Genomic DNA, 20734 nt, shown 5'->3' on the forward strand with positions numbered 1-20734 from the left:
CCATGAGAACGGGGGGACGGGGAAGGGGCGCGGCATCCGAGGGGGGGTGCCGCGCCCCTGCGGTCTCACCGCGGGGCCGATCGGGTCAGCGTGCTTCCCGTACGACCACCACGTCGCCCGGCGTCACCATCACCCGGCCGCCGTCGACGACCTTCCCGCTCAGCAACTCGGTTGCCGACGCGGCCACTTGCACCTCGGCGTGCCGGTCACCGTGGTTGATCAGGAAGAGGTAGTCCGCGTCCTCACCCCGGCGCAGCACCGCCTCCACTCCCTCCGGTGTCCGACGCACCGGCTCCACGCCCGCTTCCGCGCGGACGCGGTCCAGCAGGGCGGCGAGGGTGTCCGGGTCCGGGTGGGTGGCCAGGTACCAGGCCACGCCCTGGCCGTAGGTGTGCCGGGTCACCGCGGGGACGCCGGTCAGGGGGCCGTCGGCGTACGAGGTCACGGCGTCCGCGCCGGCCAGGCGCACTCGCTCCGACCACAGGGACGCCGTACCGCCGCCGTCGAGGGTCACCGTCTCGCCGGGCAGCAGCGGGAAGAGTTCGTCCGTGCTGACGCCGAGTGCCTCGCGGAAGGCGCCCGGGTAACCGCCCAGGCGGATATGGCAGTTGGCGTCGACGGCCCCGCTGTGGAAGCCGACGACGAGCGTGCCGCCGCGCGAGGCGAAGCCGGTCAGGTTCTCGGCGCCCTCGTCGTCGACCAGGTACAGGGCGGGGGCGAGGACGAGCCGGTACTGCGACAGGTCCGCCGAGGGGTGCACGAAGTCCACGGCCACGCCGGAGCGCCACAGCGGCTCGTACCAGGCACGGACCTGGTCGAGGTAGCGGACCGACTCGCTGGGCTGGGAGGGGAGTTCCAGGGCCCAGCGGGCGTTCCAGTCCCAGACGACGGCGACCGAGGCGGGGCTGGTGCTGCCCCGCACCTGCGCCAGCGCCTTCAGGTCCGCGCCCAGCGCCACCACGTCACGCCAGATCTGGCTGTCCGTGCCCGCGTGCGGCAGCATCGCCGAGTGCCACTGTTCGGCGCCCGCCTTCGCGGCCCGCCACTGGAAGTAGGCGATGCCGTCGGCACCCCGGGCGACGTGCCCCAAGGCGTTCCGGCGCAACTCAGCGGCATTCTTGGCCCGGTTGACCGGCTGCCAGTTCACCGCGCCCGTCGAGTGCTCCATGAGCAGCCACGGGCCGCCCGCCAGCGAACGCACCAGGTCGCCGCTGAGCGCGATGTCGATCTGCGACTCGGGGTCGGTGGAGCGCAGGTAGTGGTCGTTGGAGACGATGTCCAGCTCCGGCGCCCAGCGCCAGTAGTCCAGCGCGTCGAAGTTGTACATCACCATGAAGTTGGTGGTGGCCGGCACCGCGGGCGCGGCCTCCCGCAGCACCTCACGCTCCGCCTTGTACAGCGCCAGCAGCTCGTCGCTGCAGAAGCGCCGCCAGTCCAGCTGGTGGGTCGGGTTGGGCACGGCACCGGTGGCGCGGGGCGGGATGATCTCGTCCCAGTCGTAGTACCACTGGCTCCAGAAGGTGGTCCCCCAGGCGTGGTTGAGGGCGTCCAGGTCGCCGTAGCGCTCACGCAGCCAGCGCCGGAAGGACGCCGCGCTCACCTCGCAGTAGCACTCCGCGTTGTGGCAGCCGTACTCGTTGTGGATGTGCCACATCACCACGGCCGGGTGGCCGGCGTACCGCTCCCCCAGCACCCGGGCGATCCGCAGGGCGGCCTCCCGGTAGGCGGGGCTGGAGGGGCAGAACGTCTGGCGGCTGCCGTACGACAGTCTCCTGCCGTCCTTGTCGACCGGCAGCGCCTCCGGGTGGGCCCGGAAGAACCAGGCCGGCGGGGCCGCTGTCGGGGTGGCCAGGTCGGCGGCGATGCCGTTGTCGTGGAGCAGGGCGAGGATCTTGTCGAGGCGGGTGAAGTCGTACTCGCCCTCGCGGGGTTCGATGAGCGCCCACGCGAAGATGTTGACGCTGACCATGTTCACGCCCGCCTCGCGCATGAGGCGTACGTCCTCGGCCCACACCTCCTCGGGCCACTGCTCGGGGTTGTAGTCGCCGCCGTAGGCGATGCCCTGCGGGATCATCGGTCAACTCCTGTGAGAAGGCGGCGCGTTGTCTCCACGCCCCACTGGTCGAGGGAGAGCAGGCGGTCGCTGGAGGCCATCAGACCGCCCGTCGCCTCCACGTGGGCCGCCCAGTGCTCGCGGGTCTCCACGGCGGGGCGGGCCATCAGGCAGTCGGGGTCGTTGACCCAGAGCCGGCCGTGCTGCCACTGGCGGCCTACGCCGGTGAACTCGGCCGGGTCCTGGCCGGGCTGGCTGTAGTCGTCGGCCTCGGGGCGTCGGTGCGGGGCCGTGTCGGGGCTGACCCGCATCGCGTCGAACAGGCCGATGGAGGGCAGGACGGGCGCTCCGCAGCCGAGCAGATAGGCGTCCGCGCCGATGGCCTCGCGAATCAGCTCGATCCCGGAGCGGTACGCCGTGAGCGCGTCCGCGGAGGAATGCCGTACGCCTTCCAGCGCCCCCGCGTACAGGAAGTCGACCTTGAAGTAGTCGTAGCCCTCGGACACCAGGGTCCGGAAGACCGACGCGAGGTACTGCGCCGCCTCGGGGTGGGTCGTGTCCAGGACGCAGAGGTCGTGGCCCCAGTTGCGGCCGGCGTGCAGGAAGCCTCCGTCGAGGTCCTCGACCAGCCAGTCGGGGTGCTCGGCGGCCAGGTCGCCGGCCGGGTCGACCAGGAAGGGGGCCGTCCAGATGCCGGCGCGGCGGCCCCGCGCGCGGATCGCGTCGGCGATGCCCGCGCGGGAGCGGAAGCGGCCGGAGAGGGTGAGCCAGTCGCCGAGGGCCTTCTGGTAGCCGTCGTCGATCTGGACGACGTCGACGGGCAGGTCGAGGGTGTCCATCGCACGGAGGTTCTCGTGGATGTCGTCCTCGGTGACGCTCGTGAAGTACTCGTACCAGGAGCACCAGACGGTGGGCGCCGGACGGGGGGCCTCGACCCCGAGTCCGGCGGCCCACTCGGCCAGCACCGACTGGATGTCCGTCCCCGTGAACTCCTTCACCGCGCCGTCGGCGGAGACCTCCGCCACGGAGCCCTCGGCGACCAGCCGGATCGACGGCACCTCGTGCAGCGGGTCCGCCGCCGCCCACAGCCGTACCGGCGATCCGTCGCCCGGGTCGAGCGCCAGCAGGCCCTCGCCCTGGAAGGCGCCTTCGGGGACGGTGACGCCCGGCCGGTAGCAGACCGTCGCCCAGTTGTCGTTCGTCGGGCGGTACGGCTTGTCGCCGAGGGCGTACGCGCCGCTGGGGCTCCAGGACTGCCAGCCCTCCTCGTGGACGCGGGCCTTTCCGGGGTCCACGGGCACGGAGGCGAGCGGGGTGAAGGGGTGGGGCACGGAGGTTCTCTCTCGGATGAGGGCGGTCAGCCCTTGTTGGCGCCGAGGGTCAGTCCGCTGACGAACTGGCGCTGGAGCACGAAGTAGACGATCAGGGTGGGGATCGCGGTGAGCAGGGCCCCCGCGGCTACCAGGTTGGGGTCGGTGAAGTACTGGCCGGAGAGGTTGTTCAGCGCCGAGGTGATCGGCATGTTCTCGCCGGTGGAGATCAGCACGATGGCCCAGAAGAAGTCGTTGTAGATCCAGATGGACAGCAACGTCCCCAGGGCGGCCATCGCGGGCTTGCACAGCGGCAGCACGATCTGCCAGTACATCCGCCACACCGAGGCGCCGTCGACCAGGGCGGCCTCGGTCAGCTCGTGCGGCAGCATCCGCATGTAGTTGCTGAGCACGAAGGCGCAGAAGCCGGACTGGAACGCCACGTGGATCAGGACCAGGCCGAGCGCGGAGTCGTACAGCTTGCCGCTCATGGTGATGCCGGGCAGGTCGATGAGCAGGTACATGCGGTACAGCGGGGTGATGATGACCTGCTGCGGCAGCAGGTTGCCCGCGGTGAAGACCAGCAGCAGCGCGATGTTGAGGCGGAAGTCGAACCGGGAGACGTAGAACGCGACCATCGACGACAGCAGCAGGGTGATCAGCACGGCCGGGACCGCGATGAGCAGCGTGTTGCCGAAGTAGTGGAGCATGTCCGACTGCGTGAAGGCGTTCTTGAAGTTGTCGAAGTTGAGGGTGTCGGGCCAGGAGACGTAGCCCTTGTTGCTGGTCTCGCTGTAGGGGCGCAGGGCCGCGAAGACGGCCCACAGCAGCGGGGCGAGCCAGGCCAGCGCGGTGCCGGCCAGGAACACGTGCAGCAGGACCCGGGCCGGGCGCAGCGGAGTGCGCTGCTTGGCCGACGTGGCGGTGGTGGCGGGCGCGGCGGCGCTCAGGGTGCTCATGCCTGCCGCTCCTTCCGGAAGGTGGCGATCAGGTAGGGAATGATGACCGCGAGGGAGATGACCAGCAGGACCACGGCGATCGCCGAGCCGTAGCCGATCCGGCTGGACTCACCGATGATGTTGTTGGTGATCAGGATCGACAGCAGCTCGGTGCCCTGGGCGCCCTTGTTGAAGACGAACACCAGGTCGAAGGCGCGCAGCGCCTCGATGATGGTGACGACCAGGACGACGGTGTTGGTGGGGCGCAGCGTCGGGAAGATGACGTTCTTGAACGTCTGCCACTCGTTCGCGCCGTCCAGCGAGGACGCCTCCCGCAGCGAGGGGTCCACGCCCTTGAGCCCGGCCAGGTACAGGATCATCATGTAGCCGGTGTGCCGCCAGGACGCGGCGATCAGCACCGCCCACAGGTTCAGGTGCGGATCGCCGATCCAGTCGATGTAGTGGCCGGGCTTGTTGGCCCCGATCAGGCTGTTGATCAGCCCGGTGTCGGGGTTGTAGACCAGCTGCCACACGAATCCGGTGACCGCGAGGGAGACCACGACGGGCAGGAAGAACGCCGTCTGGTAGACCCGGGAGAAGCGGATGTTCTTGTCCAGCTGCACGGCCAGGAACAGGCCGAACGGCGTCGGGATAAGGATGAGCACGACGAACCAGATGACGTTGTGCTCGACCGCGGGCCAGAACTGCGGGTTGTCGCTGAACAGTTGCTTGAAGTTGTCCAGGCCGACCCACTTGATGGAGCCGAAGCCGATGCCGTCCCAGCTCGTGAAGGCCAGGGCGATCGACGCGAGTGCGGTGACCCAGACCAGGGCCACGTGCAGGATCGTGGGCACGCCGGCCATGAAGCCGAGCGTGATGCGGTCGCGGCGGGTCAGCAGCCGCCGGTGCCCGCGCGGCACCCGCTTGCTGACCGGCGCGGGGCCCGAAGGCGGCACGGCGGCCGCCTCCGGGCTCTTCATGTTCGTGTCGGTAGTCATGTAGTCGCTCAGCTCAGCCGGACGCGAAGATCGTCTTCTTCTGGCGTTCGATCGAGGACAGCAGACTGTCCACGCCCTTGGGGTTCTGCAGGAACTTCTGCAGCGCGGGCTGCATCACCGTCGACGTGAAGTCGGGGCGCGAGTCGCGGTCCATGAACTGCGTCAGGCTCTTGGCACCCGAGATCATCTCGTACGCCTTCTTCTGCAGCGGCGTGTACGAGGAGGTGTCGGCCTTGCTGGAGGCGGCCACCACACTGGAGTCGGCCTTGAGGTAGATCTGCTCTGCCGCCGGGGTGCCCAGGTACTCGAGCAGCTTGGCGACGCCGGCCTTGTTCTTCGGCGCCTTGGAGACCATGAAGCCGTCGGTGGGCGCCTCCACGGTGTCCTGCCCGTAAGCGGAGTTGATCTCCGGGAAGGCGAAGAAGTCCAGGTCGTCCAGGTCCGCCTTGTTGGTGAACTGCTGTGCCACGAACGAGCCCAGCAGGTACATGCCGGCCTTCTTGGACACCAGCGTCTGGGCGGCGTCCTGCCAGGTACGGCCCATGAAACCGTCCTGGTGGTAGGGCAGCAGCTCGGCCCAGTGGTCGAAGACGGCCTTGACCTTGGCGTCGGTCCACGCGGCCTTGCCCGCCATCAGCTCGACGTGGAAGTCGTAGCCGTTGAGGCGGAAGTTGATCTGGTCGAAGGTGCCCATCGCCGGCCAGGCGTCCTTGTCACCGAACGCGATCGGGACCAGACCGTCCTTCTTCATCTGCTTGCACAGGGCGACCAGCTGGTCCCACGTGGTCGGAACCTCGTAGCCGTGCTGCGCGAAGACGCTCTTGCGGTAGAAGAGCGCCCAGGGGTACGTGTACAGCGGCACGAAGTAGTACTTGCCGTCCGCGCCCTTGGACAGCTTCTTCATGGCGTCCGGGAAGTTGGCGCCGATCTTGTCCCACACGTCGTCGATCGGGGAGGCGAGGTTCTTCGCGGCGAAGAACTGCATCCGGTACCCGGCGAACCAGTTGAACACGTCGTCCGGCGTGCCCTGGAGGTAGGAGTTGATCTGCTCCTGGAACGTGTTGTGGTCCTTGGTGTTCACGTCGACCGTGATCCCGGACTGCTTCTTGAAGGACGCGTAGATCTCGGCGAACGCCTTCTTCGGCACCGCGTCCGACGCGTTCGACCCCAGACTCACGGTCTTCGGGTCGCTGGAGCTGCCGCTGCTGCCACAGGCGGACAGCAACGGGATACCCGCGCCGAGGAGGGCGGCACCACCCACCCCCTTGAGCACACCACGACGGCTGGGCGAAGGGAGGGAAGACGAGAGATCACGCATGTACGGCTCCTGAAGGCAGGGGTTCGGTCATGGAGGGATTCGGAGACCAGTCGTAATCGACCAGAAACCAACTTGACCGAACACGGTGGCGCAATGACAGCGTTATGTCAGGTCATGCGTCAATAGCTATCGACCCGATTTGTCGAAACGTGACCGACATCCCTGCCTACCGGTGACCCAAGAGCCTCGTACCCGACGGGTTCAGGCGTCGGACTCAGTTGTAGGCAGCGAAGGCCTTCGTGAAGGCCGACGCGTCCTGGACGATCGAGCTGCAGGTCGCGTCGGCGGAGGGCTTCGCACCCCCGGGGCACTGCTTGTCCCGGGTCGCGGACCACATCGACAGTCCGCCCAGTCCCTTCGCCCTGGCGAACGTCACGAGCTGGGTGGCGTCCTCGACCTTGAAGATCTCCGAGGCCACGTCGTTGACCCCGATCATGGGCGTCACGGCGACCGCGTTCCAGGCCGCGCTGTCGGACAGCCCGAGGACTCCCTTGACCTGCGCCTGGGTGGCGGTGGCGGCCTGCTCGGCGTAGGTGCCCATGTCTCCGCTGTACGAGGGCCCGTAGTCCATCGCCATGATGTTGACGGTGTCGATCTTCACGCCGTTCGACTTGGCGTTCGCGAGCAGGTCGACGCCGTCCTGGGTGAGGCCCTCGGGCATCACCGGGAGCGTGTAGGAGACATCCAGTCCCGCGCGCTGCGACTGGAGCTTCGCGATCGCCTGCGCCCGCCGGGTGTTCGCGGCCGTGTTCGGCAGCGCCCCGCCCTCCACGTCGAAGTCGACCTTGGTGAGGCCGTACGCGTCCACGACCTTGCCGTACGCCGCCGCCAGCGCGTCCGCCGAGGAGCAGGTCGTGGCCAGCTCGGAGCCGGAGGCACCGCCGAAGGAGACCCGGACGTCACCGCCCTTCGCCCGCAGCGCGCCGATCTGCCGGGCCACGGCGTCGCTCGCCGGATCGGTGACCCCGCCCCATTTGGGGGTGCAGCCGCCGCCGTCGGTGACGAAGGCGAGGGTGTAGTCCTTGACGCCGGTGGTGTCGGCGGCGGCGAGGAGGTCGAAGGCGGGGTAGAGGGAGGTGTCGACGTAGGGGGCGAAGCCTGCGCCGGTGCCGGTGTCCTTGGTGGGGGTGGGCGTAGGTGTCGGCGTGGGGGTGGATGTGGGTGTGGAGCTGGGTGTGGGTGTGGGTGTGCCGCTGTGGCCTGTGGAGCAGTCGCCGTTGTCGATGACACAGCCCGTGGGATCGCCCGTGCCGCCGACCACGAATCCGACCGTGACCGACTCACCGGCGGCCAGCCCGTCGGTGTCCCACCGGGGCGGCTTCACCAGCACATGCCGCCCGCTCACGTCGGCCTCCCCGTTCCACAGGGAACCGAGCGTGGAGCCGCCCGGCAGGTCGAACTCCAGCTTCCAGTCCTTCTGGGCCGCACCGCTGTTGTTGGTGACGACGTACTGCGCGGTGTAGCCCGTCGACCAGTCGCTCGTCCTCGTGTACGCGGCGCCGATCCCGGCCGCCTGGGCCGTACCGCTCAACAGGACCGCGCCGGTCCCCACCACGGCGGCGGCGACCACCCCGCCGATCGCCTTGTTCCTGCCGTTCACTCTGCGCTTGTGCATGCTCATGGCGTGGCACGCTAGCGATCCGGAATCGGGCAAATGACCTGATCAGGACGGGCGTTGAGGATCTTAGGGCGCGCTTAAGGATGGGATCGGGGCCGGTTAAAGGTCGAGACCAATCTGCCGGCGCGGCGTCTGCGCACCCGGTGTCCGCGGCGTACCGGTTCCCGCTCGTTCAGCTGGATCCAGATCCGCACCTCGGTGCCGCCGAGCACCGACGACCCGATCCGTACGTCCCCACCGGTCGCCTCGGCGAGCCGCCGCACGATGTCGAGCCCGAGCCCGGTCGACCCGGTGCTGCCGGACCCCCGTCCGCGTGCCATGGCGGCCTCGGGGTCGCGGATGCCGGGGCCCGCGTCGGAGACGAGCATGATCACCGCGTCCTCGCCGTTGTGCACGTCGACCGCGAAGGCCGTGCCCTCCGGGGTGTGCCGGAAGACGTTGCCGAGCAGGGCGTCGAGGGCGGCCACGAGGTCGGCCCGGGCCACGGGTATGCGCACCGGCCGCTCGGTGCCGGCCACCCGCCACTTGCGGCCCTCGTCCTCGGCGAGCGCGGACCAGAACCCCATCCGCTCCCGGACCACCTCGGCCGCGTCGCACCCGGCGCCGGGCCCGGCGGCCGCGGTCTGCGGCTTGGCCTCCCGGGCGGTACGGATGATGGTGTCGACCTCGCGCTCCAGTTGGGCGACCGCCGCCCGGGTCTGCTCGGCGGCCGGGCCGTCCCCGAGCGAGGCCGCGTTGAGCCGCAGCACGGTCAGCGGGGTGCGCAGCCGGTGGGACAGATCGGCGGCCAGCTCCCTCTCGTTCGCCAGCAGTTGGACGACCTGGTCGGCCATGGAGTTGAACGCGACCGCCGCCAGCCTGAGTTCGGTCGGCCCCTCCTCCGGCACCCTGGCGCCCAACTTCCCCTCCCCCAGTTCATGGGCGCCCTCGACGAGTTTCTGCGCGGGCTGCACCATCCGTACCCCGAGCCGGTCGGCGACCGCGACCGAGCCGACCACCAGCGCGATGCCGACGCCCGCGAGGACCGCCCAGGCGGTCGCGACGCCGTTGCTCACCTCGGACTCGGGGACGTACACCTCGACGACGGCTATCTCGCCGGAGCTGAGAGCGACCGGCTGGAGCAGGGTGGAGCCGCCGGGCACCTCGCTGGTGGAGGCACGGCCCAGCCTGCGCACGGTGGCGATGTCGTCGGCGGCGGCCCGCCGCCGTCCGATGTCCACGCCCCGCTGGCCCGCGCTCGCCGGTATGTGGACGGCCATCCCGGAGTCCGAGCCGGCGGAGGCGACGACCCGCTCCAGTTGGTCACGGTCGGTGGTGATGGACAGGGCCGGGGCGACGGCGGCCGCCTGCCGCTCGGCGTTGGAGAACGCGCGGTCCCGGGCCATCTCCTTGATGACGAGACCGAGCGGAACGGCGAAGGCGACCACGACCATGGTGGTGACCGCCAGGCAGACCTTGACCAGAGCCCATCTCACAGCGGCAGCCCCCCGCCCGGTGGTTCCAGCTTCACGCCGACGCCCCGCAGGGTGTGCAGATAGCGGGGCTGCGCGGCCGTCTCGCCCAACTTGCGCCTGAGCCAGGACAGATGGACGTCGATCGTCTGGTCGTCGCCGTAGGACTGCTGCCAGACCTCGGCGAGGAGTTCCTTGCGGGGTACGACCACTCCGGGGCGGGCGGCCAGGAAGGCGAGCAGGTCGAACTCGCGTCGGGTGAGGTCGAGTCGGGCGCCGTCCAGTTCGGCCTGGCGGCGCAGCGGATCGACGCTCAGGCCGCCGACGCGCAGCACGGTCTCGGACGGCGCGTCACCTCCGGCGGCCCGGGACCGTCGCAGGACGGCGGCCATCCGGGCGGAGAGGTGCTCGACCGAGAAGGGCTTGGTGAGGTAGTCGTCCGCCCCCGCGTTCAACAGGCGGACGATCTCCGTCTCGTCGTCCCGGGCGGTGGCGATGATGACCGGGACGTCGGTGATCCCGCGCAGCATCTTCAGGGCCTCGGACCCGTCGAGATCGGGCAGTCCGAGGTCCAGGATCACCACGTCGAAACGGAAATGGGCGACCTCGCGCAGCGCCTCCAGCGCCGTCCCGACGCTGCGCACGGTGTGGGCCGCGTCGGTCAGGTGCCGGATGAGCGCCGAGCGAACGAACTGGTCGTCCTCGACCACGAGCACACTTGCCATGCGCCGCACCGTACGCGATTCGGGCGAGCGCGGTCGGGGCCTGTGGACAACTCAGTCCGTGTGCGGCCGGTGGGACGCGTGAGGCAGTATGGCCCGCGATGCGCAGAGGACTCGTACACGTACTGGCCTGGCTGCTCGCCACGGGCGCGGCGGTCACGCTGTCGTGGTGGGGTGTCCACACGGTCATGGCGGGCACGGCCTACGATCCGCCGCGCGCGCTGCCGATCACGTCTGCCGACGCGACCACGCAGGAGTCGAAGCCGCTGGTGTCACCGACGCCGACGCGGACCGGGCGGGCGACCCCGTCGAAGCGCCTTTCACCGACGCCGAGCGCCACGACCGCGAGACCAGTCCCCTCGAAGAGTCCTTCCCCCACCGCCTCCGGTGAGGTCAAGAGCTACGACACCGACGGCGGCCGCGCGGTCTTCGACCTGGGCGAGAAGTCGGCGGCCCTGGTGTCCGCGACGCCGGGCACGGGGTGGTCGATGCAGGTGTGGAAGACGGAGTCGTGGATCCGGGTGGAGTTCGCCTCCGGCGCGGACCGGGTGTCGGTGTTCTGCACCTGGCACGACGGCCCGCCGCGGGTGGAGATCGGCACCTACTGACTCAACCGGTCATCTGAACACGGACGGGGGCGGCGCCGGGGAGGCGACCGCCTGGGCGTCCGTCACGGGTACGGCCCCGCCGGTGAAGTCGAGGAGCGCCTTGCCGTGTTCGACGCGGCCGGGGTGCGGGTCGGAGGCGGCGCGGCGGGTCAGTTCCGCGACCGGCAGGGGGGTGTCGGAGGCGACCAGGACGGCGTTGCCGAAGCGTTTGCCGCGCAGGACCGTCGGGTCGGCCACGAGGGCGAGTTCGGCGAAGCGGGCGGCGACGGTGGCGATCTGGCCGCGGAGATGGGCGAGGGGCGGTCCGTCGGCGAGGTTGGCGGCGTAGCAGCCGCCCGGCCTGAGCGCCCTTCGGACCTCGTCGAGGAACTCGGTGGAGGTGAGATGTGCCGGGGTCCTGGCTCCGCTGAACACATCGGCGATGACGAGGTCGGCCCAGCCGTCGGCGACCTTGGCGAGTCCTTCGCGGGCGTCGACGGACCGCACCCGTATCCGCGCGGCCGGCTCCAGGGGGAGCCTCTGCCTGACCAGTTGGACCAGGGAAGCGTCCCGCTCGACGACCTGCTGGGTGGAGCGGGGGCGGGTGGCGGCGAGGTACCGGGCGAGGGTGAACGCGCCGCCGCCGAGGTGTACGGCGTGCACGGGCTTGCCGGGGGGTGCGGCGAGGTCGATGACGTGGCCGAGTCTGCGCTGGTACTCGAAGGAGAGGTGGGTCGGGTCGTCCAGGTCGACGTGGGACTGCGGTGCGCCGTCGACGAGCAGCGTCCACGCGTGTGTGCGCTCGCGGTCGGGGATGAGCTCGGCGAGGCCGCCGTCGACCGGTTCCACGACGGCTTCGGGGGCCGCGTTCCCACGGCGAGCGTTCTTCGACTTACCCACTACGCCATTATCGGCGGCGTAAGGCCGTCTCGCGCCCGCGGGCCGGTGCGGGCCGGCAGGCGCCGGTCAACGGCAGTTGTCCGCGGCCTCGATCAGTCTCGCCGCCTCGTCCAGTGCCGCCCGCAGCACTGCCGGGTCCGTCGCCAGGTCGGCGTCTCCCGGTGGCAGCAGCCAGTCCGATCCCGCCACCGGAGGCTCCGGTGGCGGCCGCAGGCCCCGGCCGTCGGTCTCCGTGCACGTGCTCCCCGGTACGTCCCAGCCCGCCGCCGTCCCCGGCGGCACCAGGAACCCCAAGGTCTGGCCACCGTCGTCGTGCAGCACGGGTCCGACTCCCTCATCCACCCCCCGTCGCAGGATGTCGACGGCCTCCAGGCCGTGTCGCGTCGGCACCGTGACCACGTCGCACGACACCGGCGTACAGGGATTGACGCTCCGGCTGATCTCCATCGCGGCCTCCACCAAGGAACCCTCGTCCGACTCCGAGAGATTCAACGCGCACCCGTGTCAACGGCTACGGCAGAAGTCCGCCGCAAAGGATGGCAGTTCATGGCGGATCCCGGAGGAGATATCCGGTTTGTAGCCAAACCTCGCATGGCGACCCGGACACAACAGGTACGTTCTTGCCCGCCGGAAACAGGGCGTCACACTGACAAACCAGTCAACTCGCCCCACCTCCGGCATGGTTCGACGGTTCGCACGAGAGGACCCGGCCATGGCGTCGTCATTGGTGACCTCGTCCCAGTCCCCCACACCACCGCAGCCGAACCTCGCGTTCCGGCGCCTGCGCGGACAGCGCTCGCCGGCCGAGTTCGCCGCGATGGTGCGACGGGCCGCGCGCGAGATCGGCGAGAACGTGAGCTGCGACGCGCGCTATGTGGGCCGCGTCGAGGCGGGCGAGATCCGCTGCCCCAACTACGCGTACGAACGGGTGTTTCTGCACATGTTTCCCGGCCGCACGCTCACCGACCTGGGCTTCGCCTCCCGCGCCACCGTACGCGGACGCCGGGCGCGCACCACGAGTGAGACAGAGGGGACGTACGAGCCGTATGACACGCAGGACACGCAAGACGCGCAGGATCCCGACGAGACGTACGACAACTACGAGGAGAGCGACGTGCTGCGTCGCGCATTCATGACCGGCGGGGGCGCCACGGTCGCCGCCGCCTCACTGGGCCCCATCGGGCTCGCTCTCGACGCCGCGGCCGCCGGACGGCCGGTCCGCCGCGTCGGGGCCGGCGAGGCGGGTGCCCTGGAAGAAGCCGTGCGCAGAATCCGGTTGCTCGACGACCGACACGGCGCGGACGGCCTGTACCAGCGCGCGGCGGCTCCACTGCGCGCCGCCTACGCGCTCCTGGACGCCGGCGCGACCCGGCAGACGACCGCCGAGCGGCTGCACTCGGGCGCGGGTGAACTCGCCATCTCGGTGGGCTGGCTCGCGCACGACTCCGGGCGGTTCGACGATGCCCGCTCGCACTACGCGGAGGCGCTCGCGACGGCCCGGGTGACCGGTGACGACGCCCTGGAGGCGCACGCCTTCTGCAACACCGCCTTCCTCGCGCGCGACGCGGGACGGCCACGGGAGGCGGTGCGGGCCGCGCAGGCCGCGCAGCGGGTCGCCCGGCCGCTGGGTTCGGCCCGGCTCATGTCGCTGCTCGCGCTGCGCGAGGCGGGCGGCTGGGCGGGGCTCGCCGACCGCACCGGCTGCGAGCAGGCCCTCGCACGCGCGCAGGCCTACTTCGAGCGGGGCCTCTCGGACGCCGACCCCGAGTGGATGAGCTTCTACGGCGAGGCGGAGCTGGCGGGCCTGGAGGCGCAGTGCTGGTCCACGCTGGGCGACTGGCGCCGGGCCGCCCGGTACGCGCGTCGCGCGGCGCATCTCCAGGATCCGCACTTCACCCGCAACATCGCGCTGTACACGGCCGAACTCGCCGACGACCTGGCCCGCGGCGGCCACCCCGACGAGGGTGCGGCGGCGGGGCTGCGGGTGCTGGAGCTGCTGGGCGAGGTCCAGTCGTCCCGTATCCGCACGATGCTGGCGGCGACGGCGAGGGTGCTGTCGCCGCACCGGCGGGCCTCGGGGGTGTCGGCGTTCCTGGAACGCCATGCGTCGACGCCGAGGACCGCGTGAGCGGCTTCTCGTCCGACCGCGACCAGCCACGACGGCCCCGCACCCGACTACGACCCCAGATGCCCCACGTCGTTCCAGCTCTCGATCGCCGGGTCCCCGTAGGCCCAGCCCAGAACCGAAAGGGACGTCGGATTCAGTCGCACCCGCGCCGCGAAATCGATCGGCAGCCCCAGCCACCGCGCCCCGATGGACCGCAGGATGTGCCCGTGCGCGAACACCAGCACATCGCGGTCGGCGGCGCGCGCCCACGCGACGACCTCGTCCGCGCGGGCGGTGACCTCGTCGAGGGACTCACCGTCCGGCACCCCGTCGCGCCAGATCAGCCACCCGGGCCGCACCGCCTGGATCTCGTCCGGCGTCATGCCCTCGTACGCGCCGTAGTCCCACTCCATGAGCGTGTCCCAGGTGGCCGCCCGCTCGCCGAACCCGGCGAGTTCGCAGGTCTCACGCGCGCGTACCAGCGGGCTGGTGCGTATCTCCACCCCGGGAAGGCCGTCGTACGGGGGCCGGTGCAGCCGCTCGCCGAGCAGCTTGGCGCCCCGCCGGCCCTCCTCCAGGAGCGGCACGTCGGTCCTGCCGGTGTGCTTGCCGGACAGCGACCACTCGGTCTGTCCGTGCCGGGCCAGCAGGATGCGCGGTGCCATGGAGAAACCTTTCCGGGGGAAAGCGGAGGCGGAACCCCTCCATCATCGCGCACCCTGTGGGAGGGCAACCCGAAGGGCATTCTCAGCGTCTTTGAGGGCCGAAGGCGCTGCGTGGGGGCACTCCACATGGGCCCGCACATACGCCGTAAAGTGGCACCCCCGGACAAGGACGGCCGGACGCCGCGCGAAACGAAGGGGGACAGGATCGGATGCCGCTGACCGAGACACCAGGCACCGAGGCAGTCCCGGAGACGCGGCTGCGCTGGTGGACCGAACTGCCCCTGATCCTGTTGGTGTACGCCTGCTACAGCGCCGGACGGCTCCTCGCCAGGGGCGATGTCACGGGCGCCGTCGACCACGGTCTGGCGATCCTCAAGGTCGAGAAGGTCCTGTACCTCAACGCCGAGCACCCGCTCAACCGGCTCTTCACCAGCCAGACCTGGATCGGCGTACCGGCCGACTTCTGGTACGCCTCGCTGCACTACCTGGTCACACCGGCCGTCCTGATCTGGCTCTTCCGCTCGCAAGCCGTGCACTACCGCGCGGCCCGCACCTGGCTGATGACGTCCACGTTCATGGGCCTGATCGGCTTCACCCTGCTGCCGACCTGCCCGCCCCGCCTCCTCTCGGCGAGCCACGGCTTCGTCGACACCATGGCCCAGTACAGCTCGTACGGCTGGTGGGGCGGCGAGGCGAGCGCCCCTCGCGGCATGGGCGGCATGACGAACCAGTACGCGGCCATGCCGAGCCTGCACGTCGGCTGGGCGCTGTGGTGCGGTGTGATGCTGTGGCGCTACGGCACGACGCGTACGACGAGGGCCGCGGCCGTCGCCTACCCGCTGATCACCACGATCGTGGTCATGGGCACCGCGAACCACTACTTTTTCGACGCGGTCGCGGGCGCGGTGGTGATGGGGCTCGGGTTCCTGCTCGCCCCGTACGTCAGCCGGGCCGCGGAGCGGGCCACGGACGGTGCCCGCGCCCGGATAGCCACCGTGTCCGGCGCCTCCCGGGGCACAGAGACCTCAATTGTCAGTGACGGATGCCAGACTTCCGCGGGTGAGCACATTCCACGGCAGCGCGAGTCACGCTTCCCAGGCGGAGCCGATCCCAGTGCCGCTCCCACGGACGCCGGGGACGGCGCTCCGGCAGCGGCTCGCTGAGCTGCGCGGCCCCGAGGTACCGGCCAAGGCACTGGACGCGCGTGCCCTGGCCGCCCTCGCCGCGAACCCCGGGTGCAAGCGGCGCGCGATCCTCGACGGCGCCGGGGTGAACAAGACGGCACTGGCCGACGCGCTGGGTGCGCCGTCCGCCTTCGGGCAGTCGCAGTTCGCCCTGACCCGGGGCAACGCCTTCGAGGCGAAGGTCAAGGCGGACGGCGGCGCGGAGCTGTTGCGGCTGGTGCACGAGCGGCTGGACCGCAGCGCCGAACCGCCCACCGGAGCCCACGTGCCCGACCTCACCGCGATCGGCCCCGAGGGCCGTACCGCGCGCACGGCACTGGCCCTGCGGGAAGCCACCGGGGCCCAGGGGTGGACGCTGCTCGACCACCCCATGCTCGCGCTCGACGTGGCCGGCTCCGCCGCCTTCCTGGAGCCGGACGCGGTGGTGGTGCACCCGGACGGCAGCTGGACGGTCGTGGAGATCAAGTCCTTCCCGATGCTGGACGGTTCGGCGGACCCCTCGAAGGTGGGTGCCGCCGCTCGCCAGGCCGCGGTGTACGTCCTCGCGCTGGAGGAGGTCGCCGCCCGCCTGGAACCGGTTCCGAAGGTCCGCCACCGGGTCCTCCTGGTGTGCCCCAAGGACTTCTCCAACCTGCCCACCGCCTCGGCCGTCGACATCCGCAAGCAGCGCGCGGTCACCGCCCGTCAGCTGGCCCGTCTCACCCGCATCCAGGACATCGCCGACGCCCTGCCCGACGGCACCTGCTTCGCGCCCGATCTGCCCGCCGCCGAGCTGACCGCCGCGGTCGAGTCGGTCCCGGCGACCTACGCCCCCGAGTGCCTGTCCGCGTGCGAACTGGCCTTCCACTGCCGGGACCGCTCCCGCGCGGCCGGCGCGGTGACCTCCCTGGGCCGCTCGGTGCGCGCGGAGCTGGGCGGCCTGACGACGGTGGAGGACGTGCTGGCGGCGGCCCGCGGCGAGGCCGGGGACCCGGACGACCCTGCCGTGGTGGCCCTGCGCAGAGCCGCCGAGCTGCGTGCCGAAGCGCTGGGCGCGGTGCCGGGGGGTGCTGCCGGGGGGTGCCGCGCAATGAGTGTGCCTTCGCGCCGGGCCGCCGCTGCCCCGCCCCACGTCACGCCCGCTCGCGGCGTCCCCACGGCCCCGCGTCACGAGGAGCCCCCGTGTCACTGATCACGACGCTCGCCCGGCTGGAAGCCGTCAGCACCGGCCGCGCCCAGCCCGCCGCGACCGTCCGGCACCGGCATCTCTCCGAGCATCCCCTCGTCCTGGTCCCGCTCACCACCGCGGGCGAGGCCGGTGCCCCGCTCGGCGCGCTCGTCGGGACCGACCGGGACGCCCCGCACCTCCTGGTGGTACCGCAGCCCAGGGACCGTGACCTCAGGTTCGCGTTCCTGGCCGAGCTGGCGGGCATCGTGCTGCCGTACGTCGAGGGGTACGCCGAGTCGGTGGAGGCCGCCGAGCGCAACGAGACCGATCCGGAGACCGGCAAGCGGGTCAAGGTCGAGGTCGAGCTGTGCGCGGACGCCCCGCAGCTGATCCTGCCGAGCCGCGCGGGCATCGATCTGGTACGGCTGCTCGGGCGGTCCATGCGCTTTCGGCGTACGGCGGAGCAGGACCCGGAGACCCCGTACCCGGCCCCGCCCCGGGTGCCGTTGCTGGGCCGGTGGCTGACCCACTTCGGGGAGCGGGCCCGGGTGCCGGGCTCCTCGCTGCTGCTGGCGATGACGGACGTGCTGTCCCGGCACTGGTCCACCGGCCAGTCCACGCTGGAGGACCAGCACCTGGGCGCGCTGCTGGCGTGGATCGATCCGCCCGAGGGCCGTTCGGGCGCCGAGGCCGCCCTGGAGGCGGAGCTCGCCCGGGACGAGCGCGGCCAGTTGCTGCATCCGCCCGCCGGTCCCGCCACCGACCCTGCGTTCGACAACAAGGTGCTCGCCCCGGCCCTGGAGCGCTACGACCGCGCGCGGAGCACCCTCGCCGCCGCCGAGGACGGTCTGGAGGCCGACGACCGGCTCGGCGCGCTCACCGCCGCCGAGCGGGAGATCCGCGCGCTCGTCGCGCGCCACACCCGTCCCACCTGGGACGCGGTGTGGCGGGGCGTGGACCTGCTGCGGGCGCTGCCCGAGGGGGCCCATGTCGAGGAGCGGTGGACGCGCGACCGCTGGTCGTTCACGAGCCACCGCGACCGGGTCGTGGCGGGCGAGCCCCCGCAGCCGCGCCGCGACGACGCGGTCACCGCCGCCAACAAGCTCGCCGCGCGCGAGCGCGAACAGGCCCGCCTCGAGGCGCAGGAGGCACTCGACGACCCGCTGGTGATGGCGGGGCGGCGGCTGGCCGGGGAGGCGTTCGCCGGGGAGGTCACGGACGTCGTGATGACGTACAGCGAGGGCAAGCGGCCGAGCCCGCGCCCGCTGGTGACCGTGCGGACCGACGACCGGCCGCATCTGGGCGAGCGGGTCAAGGTGTACCGCTCGCTGGGCGGCAAGCCGCAGTCGGCCGAGTTCGTGGGGTCCGAGGAGGAGGGCGCGCTGATCGTCCTCAAGATCCTCGACAAGATGGGCCGCGGCAAGGAGCCGGAGACCGGGTCCGTCCCCGAGAAGGGCGACCGGCTGTGCTTCACGCTCTTCGAGCACGAGCAGCGCGGCGGCGCGAAGCTGCCCGACCCGGAGGACACGCCCTGGACGCACGGCGGGCCGCCCGGTGAGGCCGTGCCGGAGACCGCCGATCCCGTGACCCCGGAGGACGTGCTGTGACCATCCAGGCCCCCAGCAACGACCGGGACCACCGGAACCCCCGGGCCTTCGACCCCGGTGCCGAGGCCGCGCGGGCCACCGACGCGATCCTCCACGACACCCTGCGGGGCACCCACCGCGGTGTCGTCGTCGACTCCCCGCCCGGCGCGGGCAAGTCCACCCTGGTCGTCCGCGCGGCGCTCGAACTGGCCGACGCGGGACGCCCGTTGATGGTGGTCGCGCAGACCAACGCCCAGGTCGACGACCTGGTCCTGCGGCTCGCCGAGAAGAACCCCGAGCTGCCGGTGGGGCGGTTGCACAGCAGTGACGCCGACCCGTACGACAAGGCGCTGGACGCGTTGGCGAACGTACGCAAGTCGGCTAAGGCGGGCGATCTGACCGGGCTGCCCGTCGTGATCTCCACGGCCGCCAAGTGGGGGCATGTGAAGGCCGACGAGCCGTGGGCGCACGCGATCGTGGACGAGGCGTACCAGATGCGCTCGGACGCGCTGCTGGCGGTGGCGGGGCTGTTCGAACGGGCGCTGTTCGTGGGGGACCCGGGGCAGCTGGATCCGTTCGCGATCGTGGGCAGCGAGCAGTGGGCGGGGCTGTCGTACGACCCCTCGGCCTCGGCGGTGACCACCCTGCTGGCCCACAACCCCGAGCTGCCGCAGCACCGCCTGCCGGTGTCCTGGCGGCTCCCCGCCTCGGCCGCGCCCCTGGTCTCGGACGCCTTCTACCCCTACACGCCCTTCCGCAGCGGCACCGGTCACGACGACCGCAGGCTCACCTTCGGCGTCCCCTCGGACGGCTCGGGCCCCGACCGGGTGATCGACGCGGCGGCGGAGTCCGGCTGGGGCCTGCTGGAGCTGCCCGCACGGCACACTCCCCGCACGGACCCCGAGGCGGTGCGGGCCGTCGCGGCCGTCGTACGGCGGCTGCTGGACCGGGGTGGGGCGGCCACGTCGGAGCGCTCACCGGACCCCGCGCCACTGACGGCCGACCGTATCGCGGTGGGCACGGCGCACCGGGACCAGGCGGCTGCGGTCCGCGCGGCGCTGACCGACCTCGGCGTCACCCAGGTCACCGTCGACACGGCGAACCGTCTCCAGGGCCGCGAGTACGACGTCACGGTGATCCTCCACCCGCTCTCCGGCCGCCCCGACGCCACCGCCTTCCACCTGGAGACGGGCCGCCTGTGCGTCCTGACCTCCCGCCACCGCCACGCGTGCGTCGTGGTGTGCCGGGCGGGCGTGAGCGACCTGCTGGACGACTACCCGTCCACGGAACCGGTCCAGCTGGGAACGCTGGTGAAGTTCCCGGACGGCTGGGAGGCGAACCACGCGGTGCTCGCACGGCTGGCGGAGCATCGCGTCGCGTGGAGACCGTGAGCGACGTGCCCGGCCCCCTGACCACAGGCGCCCGCTCAGCGCCGCCCCACCGCCGGACGGAGTCCGGCACGCCGCCGGAGGCGGCCGATGGCTACAGCCCCGGACGGCTGGGAGGCGAACCACGCGGTGCTCGCACGGCTGGCGGAGCATCGCGTCGCGTGGAGACCGTGAGCGGGAACATCGCGCGGGCCGTAGACCTTGGTACGCCCGCAGGCGTCCCGCCCTCTTGCACGGGCGCGGGACAATGGACGGTGGCCCATGCATCGGCGGGCCGTCGGTACGGACGACGTACGAGGAGGATGAAGACATGGCGGAGCCCACGCCGCGTCGGAACGAGCCGCGGCTGCGCCCCGCGCCCCTGCTGTTCGAGCCCACACAGGTGGCCGAGGACCCGGAGCACTTCTTCGACCTGGAGTCGATCGACGACCCGCGGGCGCTGCTGACCCGGTCCACCGAGCTGGCGCAGGCCTTCCGCGCGGCGGCGGACCGTGCCGTGGAGTTCCAGGCGATGGCGGCGGCCCAGCTGGCCGACCCCCGGCGCTTCGACCGGCTCACGACCGCGGACATCGCCGAGCGTGCCGAGTGGACCGAGGACTACGCGAAGAAGATGGTCGAGTTCGGCCGTGACCTGCTGCGCGGCGCGGAGGGCGGAGCGGGGCACGCCGACCCCGTGTGAGCCTGTAAACGATCCCTGGCATATGCCAGGTGGGCAAGATACCCCTCCCCGCCCTCTCCTGTCCCGATTTCCCGCAACCCTGC

At 71.5% G+C, this 20734-nt stretch carries 18 protein-coding genes; 7 read left to right on the top strand and 11 right to left on the bottom strand.

Features of this window, described 5'->3' with window-relative positions; translation table 11 throughout:
• Nucleotides 1–85 precede the first annotated feature (85 nt).
• The 8 genes from ACGFWE_RS14615 to ACGFWE_RS14650 all read right to left on the bottom strand — a co-directional run bounded on the left by ACGFWE_RS14615 (nucleotide 86) and on the right by ACGFWE_RS14650 (nucleotide 10411).
• On the bottom strand, nucleotides 86–2074 hold the full coding sequence (locus tag ACGFWE_RS14615; RefSeq protein WP_393600076.1) for a beta-galactosidase: 1989 nt from the start codon (nucleotides 2072–2074) through the stop codon (nucleotides 86–88).
• Nucleotides 2071–3384: a glycoside hydrolase family 36 protein gene (locus ACGFWE_RS14620; RefSeq protein WP_393600077.1), complete on the bottom strand. Its 1314-nt coding sequence runs from the start codon at nucleotides 3382–3384 to the stop codon at nucleotides 2071–2073. The genes ACGFWE_RS14615 and ACGFWE_RS14620 overlap by 4 nt, the downstream gene beginning before the upstream one ends.
• 26 nt (nucleotides 3385–3410) lie before the next feature.
• Nucleotides 3411–4322, bottom strand: a complete 912-nt coding sequence (locus ACGFWE_RS14625) for a carbohydrate ABC transporter permease (protein ID WP_352384301.1) — start codon at nucleotides 4320–4322, stop codon at nucleotides 3411–3413.
• Entirely contained in the window at nucleotides 4319–5299 is a 981-nt protein-coding gene (locus ACGFWE_RS14630; protein WP_393600078.1) for a carbohydrate ABC transporter permease, read from the bottom strand. Before ACGFWE_RS14630 ends, ACGFWE_RS14625 begins: the two co-directional genes overlap by 4 nt.
• Nucleotides 5300–5312: 13 nt before the next feature.
• Nucleotides 5313–6617, bottom strand: coding sequence for an extracellular solute-binding protein (locus tag ACGFWE_RS14635; protein WP_352391333.1), 1305 nt, complete (start codon nucleotides 6615–6617; stop codon nucleotides 5313–5315).
• Nucleotides 6618–6831: 214 nt separating this feature from the next.
• Complete coding sequence (locus ACGFWE_RS14640; protein ID WP_393600079.1) at nucleotides 6832–8238, bottom strand: cellulose binding domain-containing protein; 1407 nt, start codon at nucleotides 8236–8238, stop codon at nucleotides 6832–6834.
• 74 nt (nucleotides 8239–8312) lie between these two features.
• Nucleotides 8313–9710 (bottom strand): sensor histidine kinase, encoded by a 1398-nt coding sequence (locus tag ACGFWE_RS14645; RefSeq protein ID WP_393600080.1) that lies wholly within the window; start codon nucleotides 9708–9710, stop codon nucleotides 8313–8315.
• Nucleotides 9707–10411 carry a response regulator transcription factor gene (locus ACGFWE_RS14650; protein ID WP_393600081.1) on the bottom strand — a complete coding sequence of 235 codons (705 nt, stop codon included), beginning with the start codon at nucleotides 10409–10411 and terminating at the stop codon, nucleotides 9707–9709. The genes ACGFWE_RS14645 and ACGFWE_RS14650 overlap by 4 nt, the downstream gene beginning before the upstream one ends.
• A gap of 98 nt (nucleotides 10412–10509) precedes the next feature.
• On the opposite strand from ACGFWE_RS14650, the gene ACGFWE_RS14655 reads away from it, so the two are divergent.
• The gene (locus tag ACGFWE_RS14655; protein WP_393600082.1) at nucleotides 10510–11016 is read left to right on the top strand and encodes a hypothetical protein; all 507 of its coding nucleotides are present in this window, start codon (nucleotides 10510–10512) and stop codon (nucleotides 11014–11016) included.
• Nucleotides 11017–11025: 9 nt separating this feature from the next.
• Here ACGFWE_RS14655 and ACGFWE_RS14660 read toward each other — a convergent pair whose 3' ends face one another.
• A complete protein-coding gene (locus ACGFWE_RS14660; RefSeq protein ID WP_393600083.1) occupies nucleotides 11026–11895 on the bottom strand; it encodes a spermidine synthase in 870 nt (289 codons plus the stop codon).
• 66 nt (nucleotides 11896–11961) lie between these two features.
• Nucleotides 11962–12342, bottom strand: a complete 381-nt coding sequence (locus tag ACGFWE_RS14665; protein ID WP_393600084.1) for a hypothetical protein — start codon at nucleotides 12340–12342, stop codon at nucleotides 11962–11964.
• A 265-nt stretch (nucleotides 12343–12607) separates the two neighbouring features.
• Between ACGFWE_RS14665 and ACGFWE_RS14670 the strand changes: the two genes are divergently transcribed.
• The gene (locus ACGFWE_RS14670) at nucleotides 12608–14023 is read left to right on the top strand and encodes a tetratricopeptide repeat protein (RefSeq protein ID WP_393600085.1); all 1416 of its coding nucleotides are present in this window, start codon (nucleotides 12608–12610) and stop codon (nucleotides 14021–14023) included.
• A gap of 47 nt (nucleotides 14024–14070) precedes the next feature.
• Here ACGFWE_RS14670 and ACGFWE_RS14675 read toward each other — a convergent pair whose 3' ends face one another.
• A complete protein-coding gene (locus ACGFWE_RS14675) occupies nucleotides 14071–14667 on the bottom strand; it encodes a histidine phosphatase family protein (protein WP_352391325.1) in 597 nt (198 codons plus the stop codon).
• 209 nt (nucleotides 14668–14876) lie between these two features.
• Between ACGFWE_RS14675 and ACGFWE_RS14680 the strand changes: the two genes are divergently transcribed.
• The 5 genes from ACGFWE_RS14680 (at nucleotide 14877) to ACGFWE_RS14700 (ending at nucleotide 20651) form a co-directional block, all read left to right on the top strand.
• Nucleotides 14877–15830: a phosphatase PAP2 family protein gene (locus ACGFWE_RS14680; RefSeq protein ID WP_352391324.1), complete on the top strand. Its 954-nt coding sequence runs from the start codon at nucleotides 14877–14879 to the stop codon at nucleotides 15828–15830.
• Complete coding sequence (locus ACGFWE_RS14685) at nucleotides 15781–17022, top strand: hypothetical protein (protein WP_393600086.1); 1242 nt, start codon at nucleotides 15781–15783, stop codon at nucleotides 17020–17022. The genes ACGFWE_RS14680 and ACGFWE_RS14685 overlap by 50 nt, the downstream gene beginning before the upstream one ends.
• Nucleotides 17013–18605, top strand: a complete 1593-nt coding sequence (locus ACGFWE_RS14690) for a hypothetical protein (protein WP_393600087.1) — start codon at nucleotides 17013–17015, stop codon at nucleotides 18603–18605. The genes ACGFWE_RS14685 and ACGFWE_RS14690 overlap by 10 nt, the downstream gene beginning before the upstream one ends.
• Nucleotides 18602–19975, top strand: a complete 1374-nt coding sequence (locus ACGFWE_RS14695; protein WP_393600088.1) for an AAA domain-containing protein — start codon at nucleotides 18602–18604, stop codon at nucleotides 19973–19975. Before ACGFWE_RS14690 ends, ACGFWE_RS14695 begins: the two co-directional genes overlap by 4 nt.
• A 307-nt stretch (nucleotides 19976–20282) precedes the next feature.
• The gene (locus tag ACGFWE_RS14700; protein WP_352391320.1) at nucleotides 20283–20651 is read left to right on the top strand and encodes a hypothetical protein; all 369 of its coding nucleotides are present in this window, start codon (nucleotides 20283–20285) and stop codon (nucleotides 20649–20651) included.
• The last annotated feature ends 83 nt before the right edge of the window (nucleotides 20652–20734 follow it).

Origin of the sequence: Streptomyces sp. NPDC048523, assembly GCF_043199815.1 — a bacterium.
In the GTDB taxonomy this organism is placed as follows: Bacteria; Actinomycetota; Actinomycetes; order Streptomycetales; family Streptomycetaceae; genus Streptomyces.

Coding starts and splice junctions, on each gene's coding strand:
- ACGFWE_RS14700 (WP_352391320.1), top strand. CDS start 20,283: ATGGCGGAGCCCACGCCGCGTCGGAACGAGCCGCGGCTGCGCCCCGCG.
- ACGFWE_RS14625 (WP_352384301.1), bottom strand. CDS start 4,322: ATGAGCACCCTGAGCGCCGCCGCGCCCGCCACCACCGCCACGTCGGCC.
- ACGFWE_RS14615 (WP_393600076.1), bottom strand. CDS start 2,074: ATGATCCCGCAGGGCATCGCCTACGGCGGCGACTACAACCCCGAGCAG.
- ACGFWE_RS14650 (WP_393600081.1), bottom strand. CDS start 10,411: ATGGCAAGTGTGCTCGTGGTCGAGGACGACCAGTTCGTTCGCTCGGCG.
- ACGFWE_RS14675 (WP_352391325.1), bottom strand. CDS start 14,667: ATGGCACCGCGCATCCTGCTGGCCCGGCACGGACAGACCGAGTGGTCG.
- ACGFWE_RS14680 (WP_352391324.1), top strand. CDS start 14,877: ATGCCGCTGACCGAGACACCAGGCACCGAGGCAGTCCCGGAGACGCGG.
- ACGFWE_RS14670 (WP_393600085.1), top strand. CDS start 12,608: ATGGCGTCGTCATTGGTGACCTCGTCCCAGTCCCCCACACCACCGCAG.
- ACGFWE_RS14630 (WP_393600078.1), bottom strand. CDS start 5,299: ATGACTACCGACACGAACATGAAGAGCCCGGAGGCGGCCGCCGTGCCG.
- ACGFWE_RS14635 (WP_352391333.1), bottom strand. CDS start 6,617: ATGCGTGATCTCTCGTCTTCCCTCCCTTCGCCCAGCCGTCGTGGTGTG.
- ACGFWE_RS14640 (WP_393600079.1), bottom strand. CDS start 8,238: ATGAGCATGCACAAGCGCAGAGTGAACGGCAGGAACAAGGCGATCGGC.
- ACGFWE_RS14665 (WP_393600084.1), bottom strand. CDS start 12,342: ATGGAGATCAGCCGGAGCGTCAATCCCTGTACGCCGGTGTCGTGCGAC.
- ACGFWE_RS14655 (WP_393600082.1), top strand. CDS start 10,510: ATGCGCAGAGGACTCGTACACGTACTGGCCTGGCTGCTCGCCACGGGC.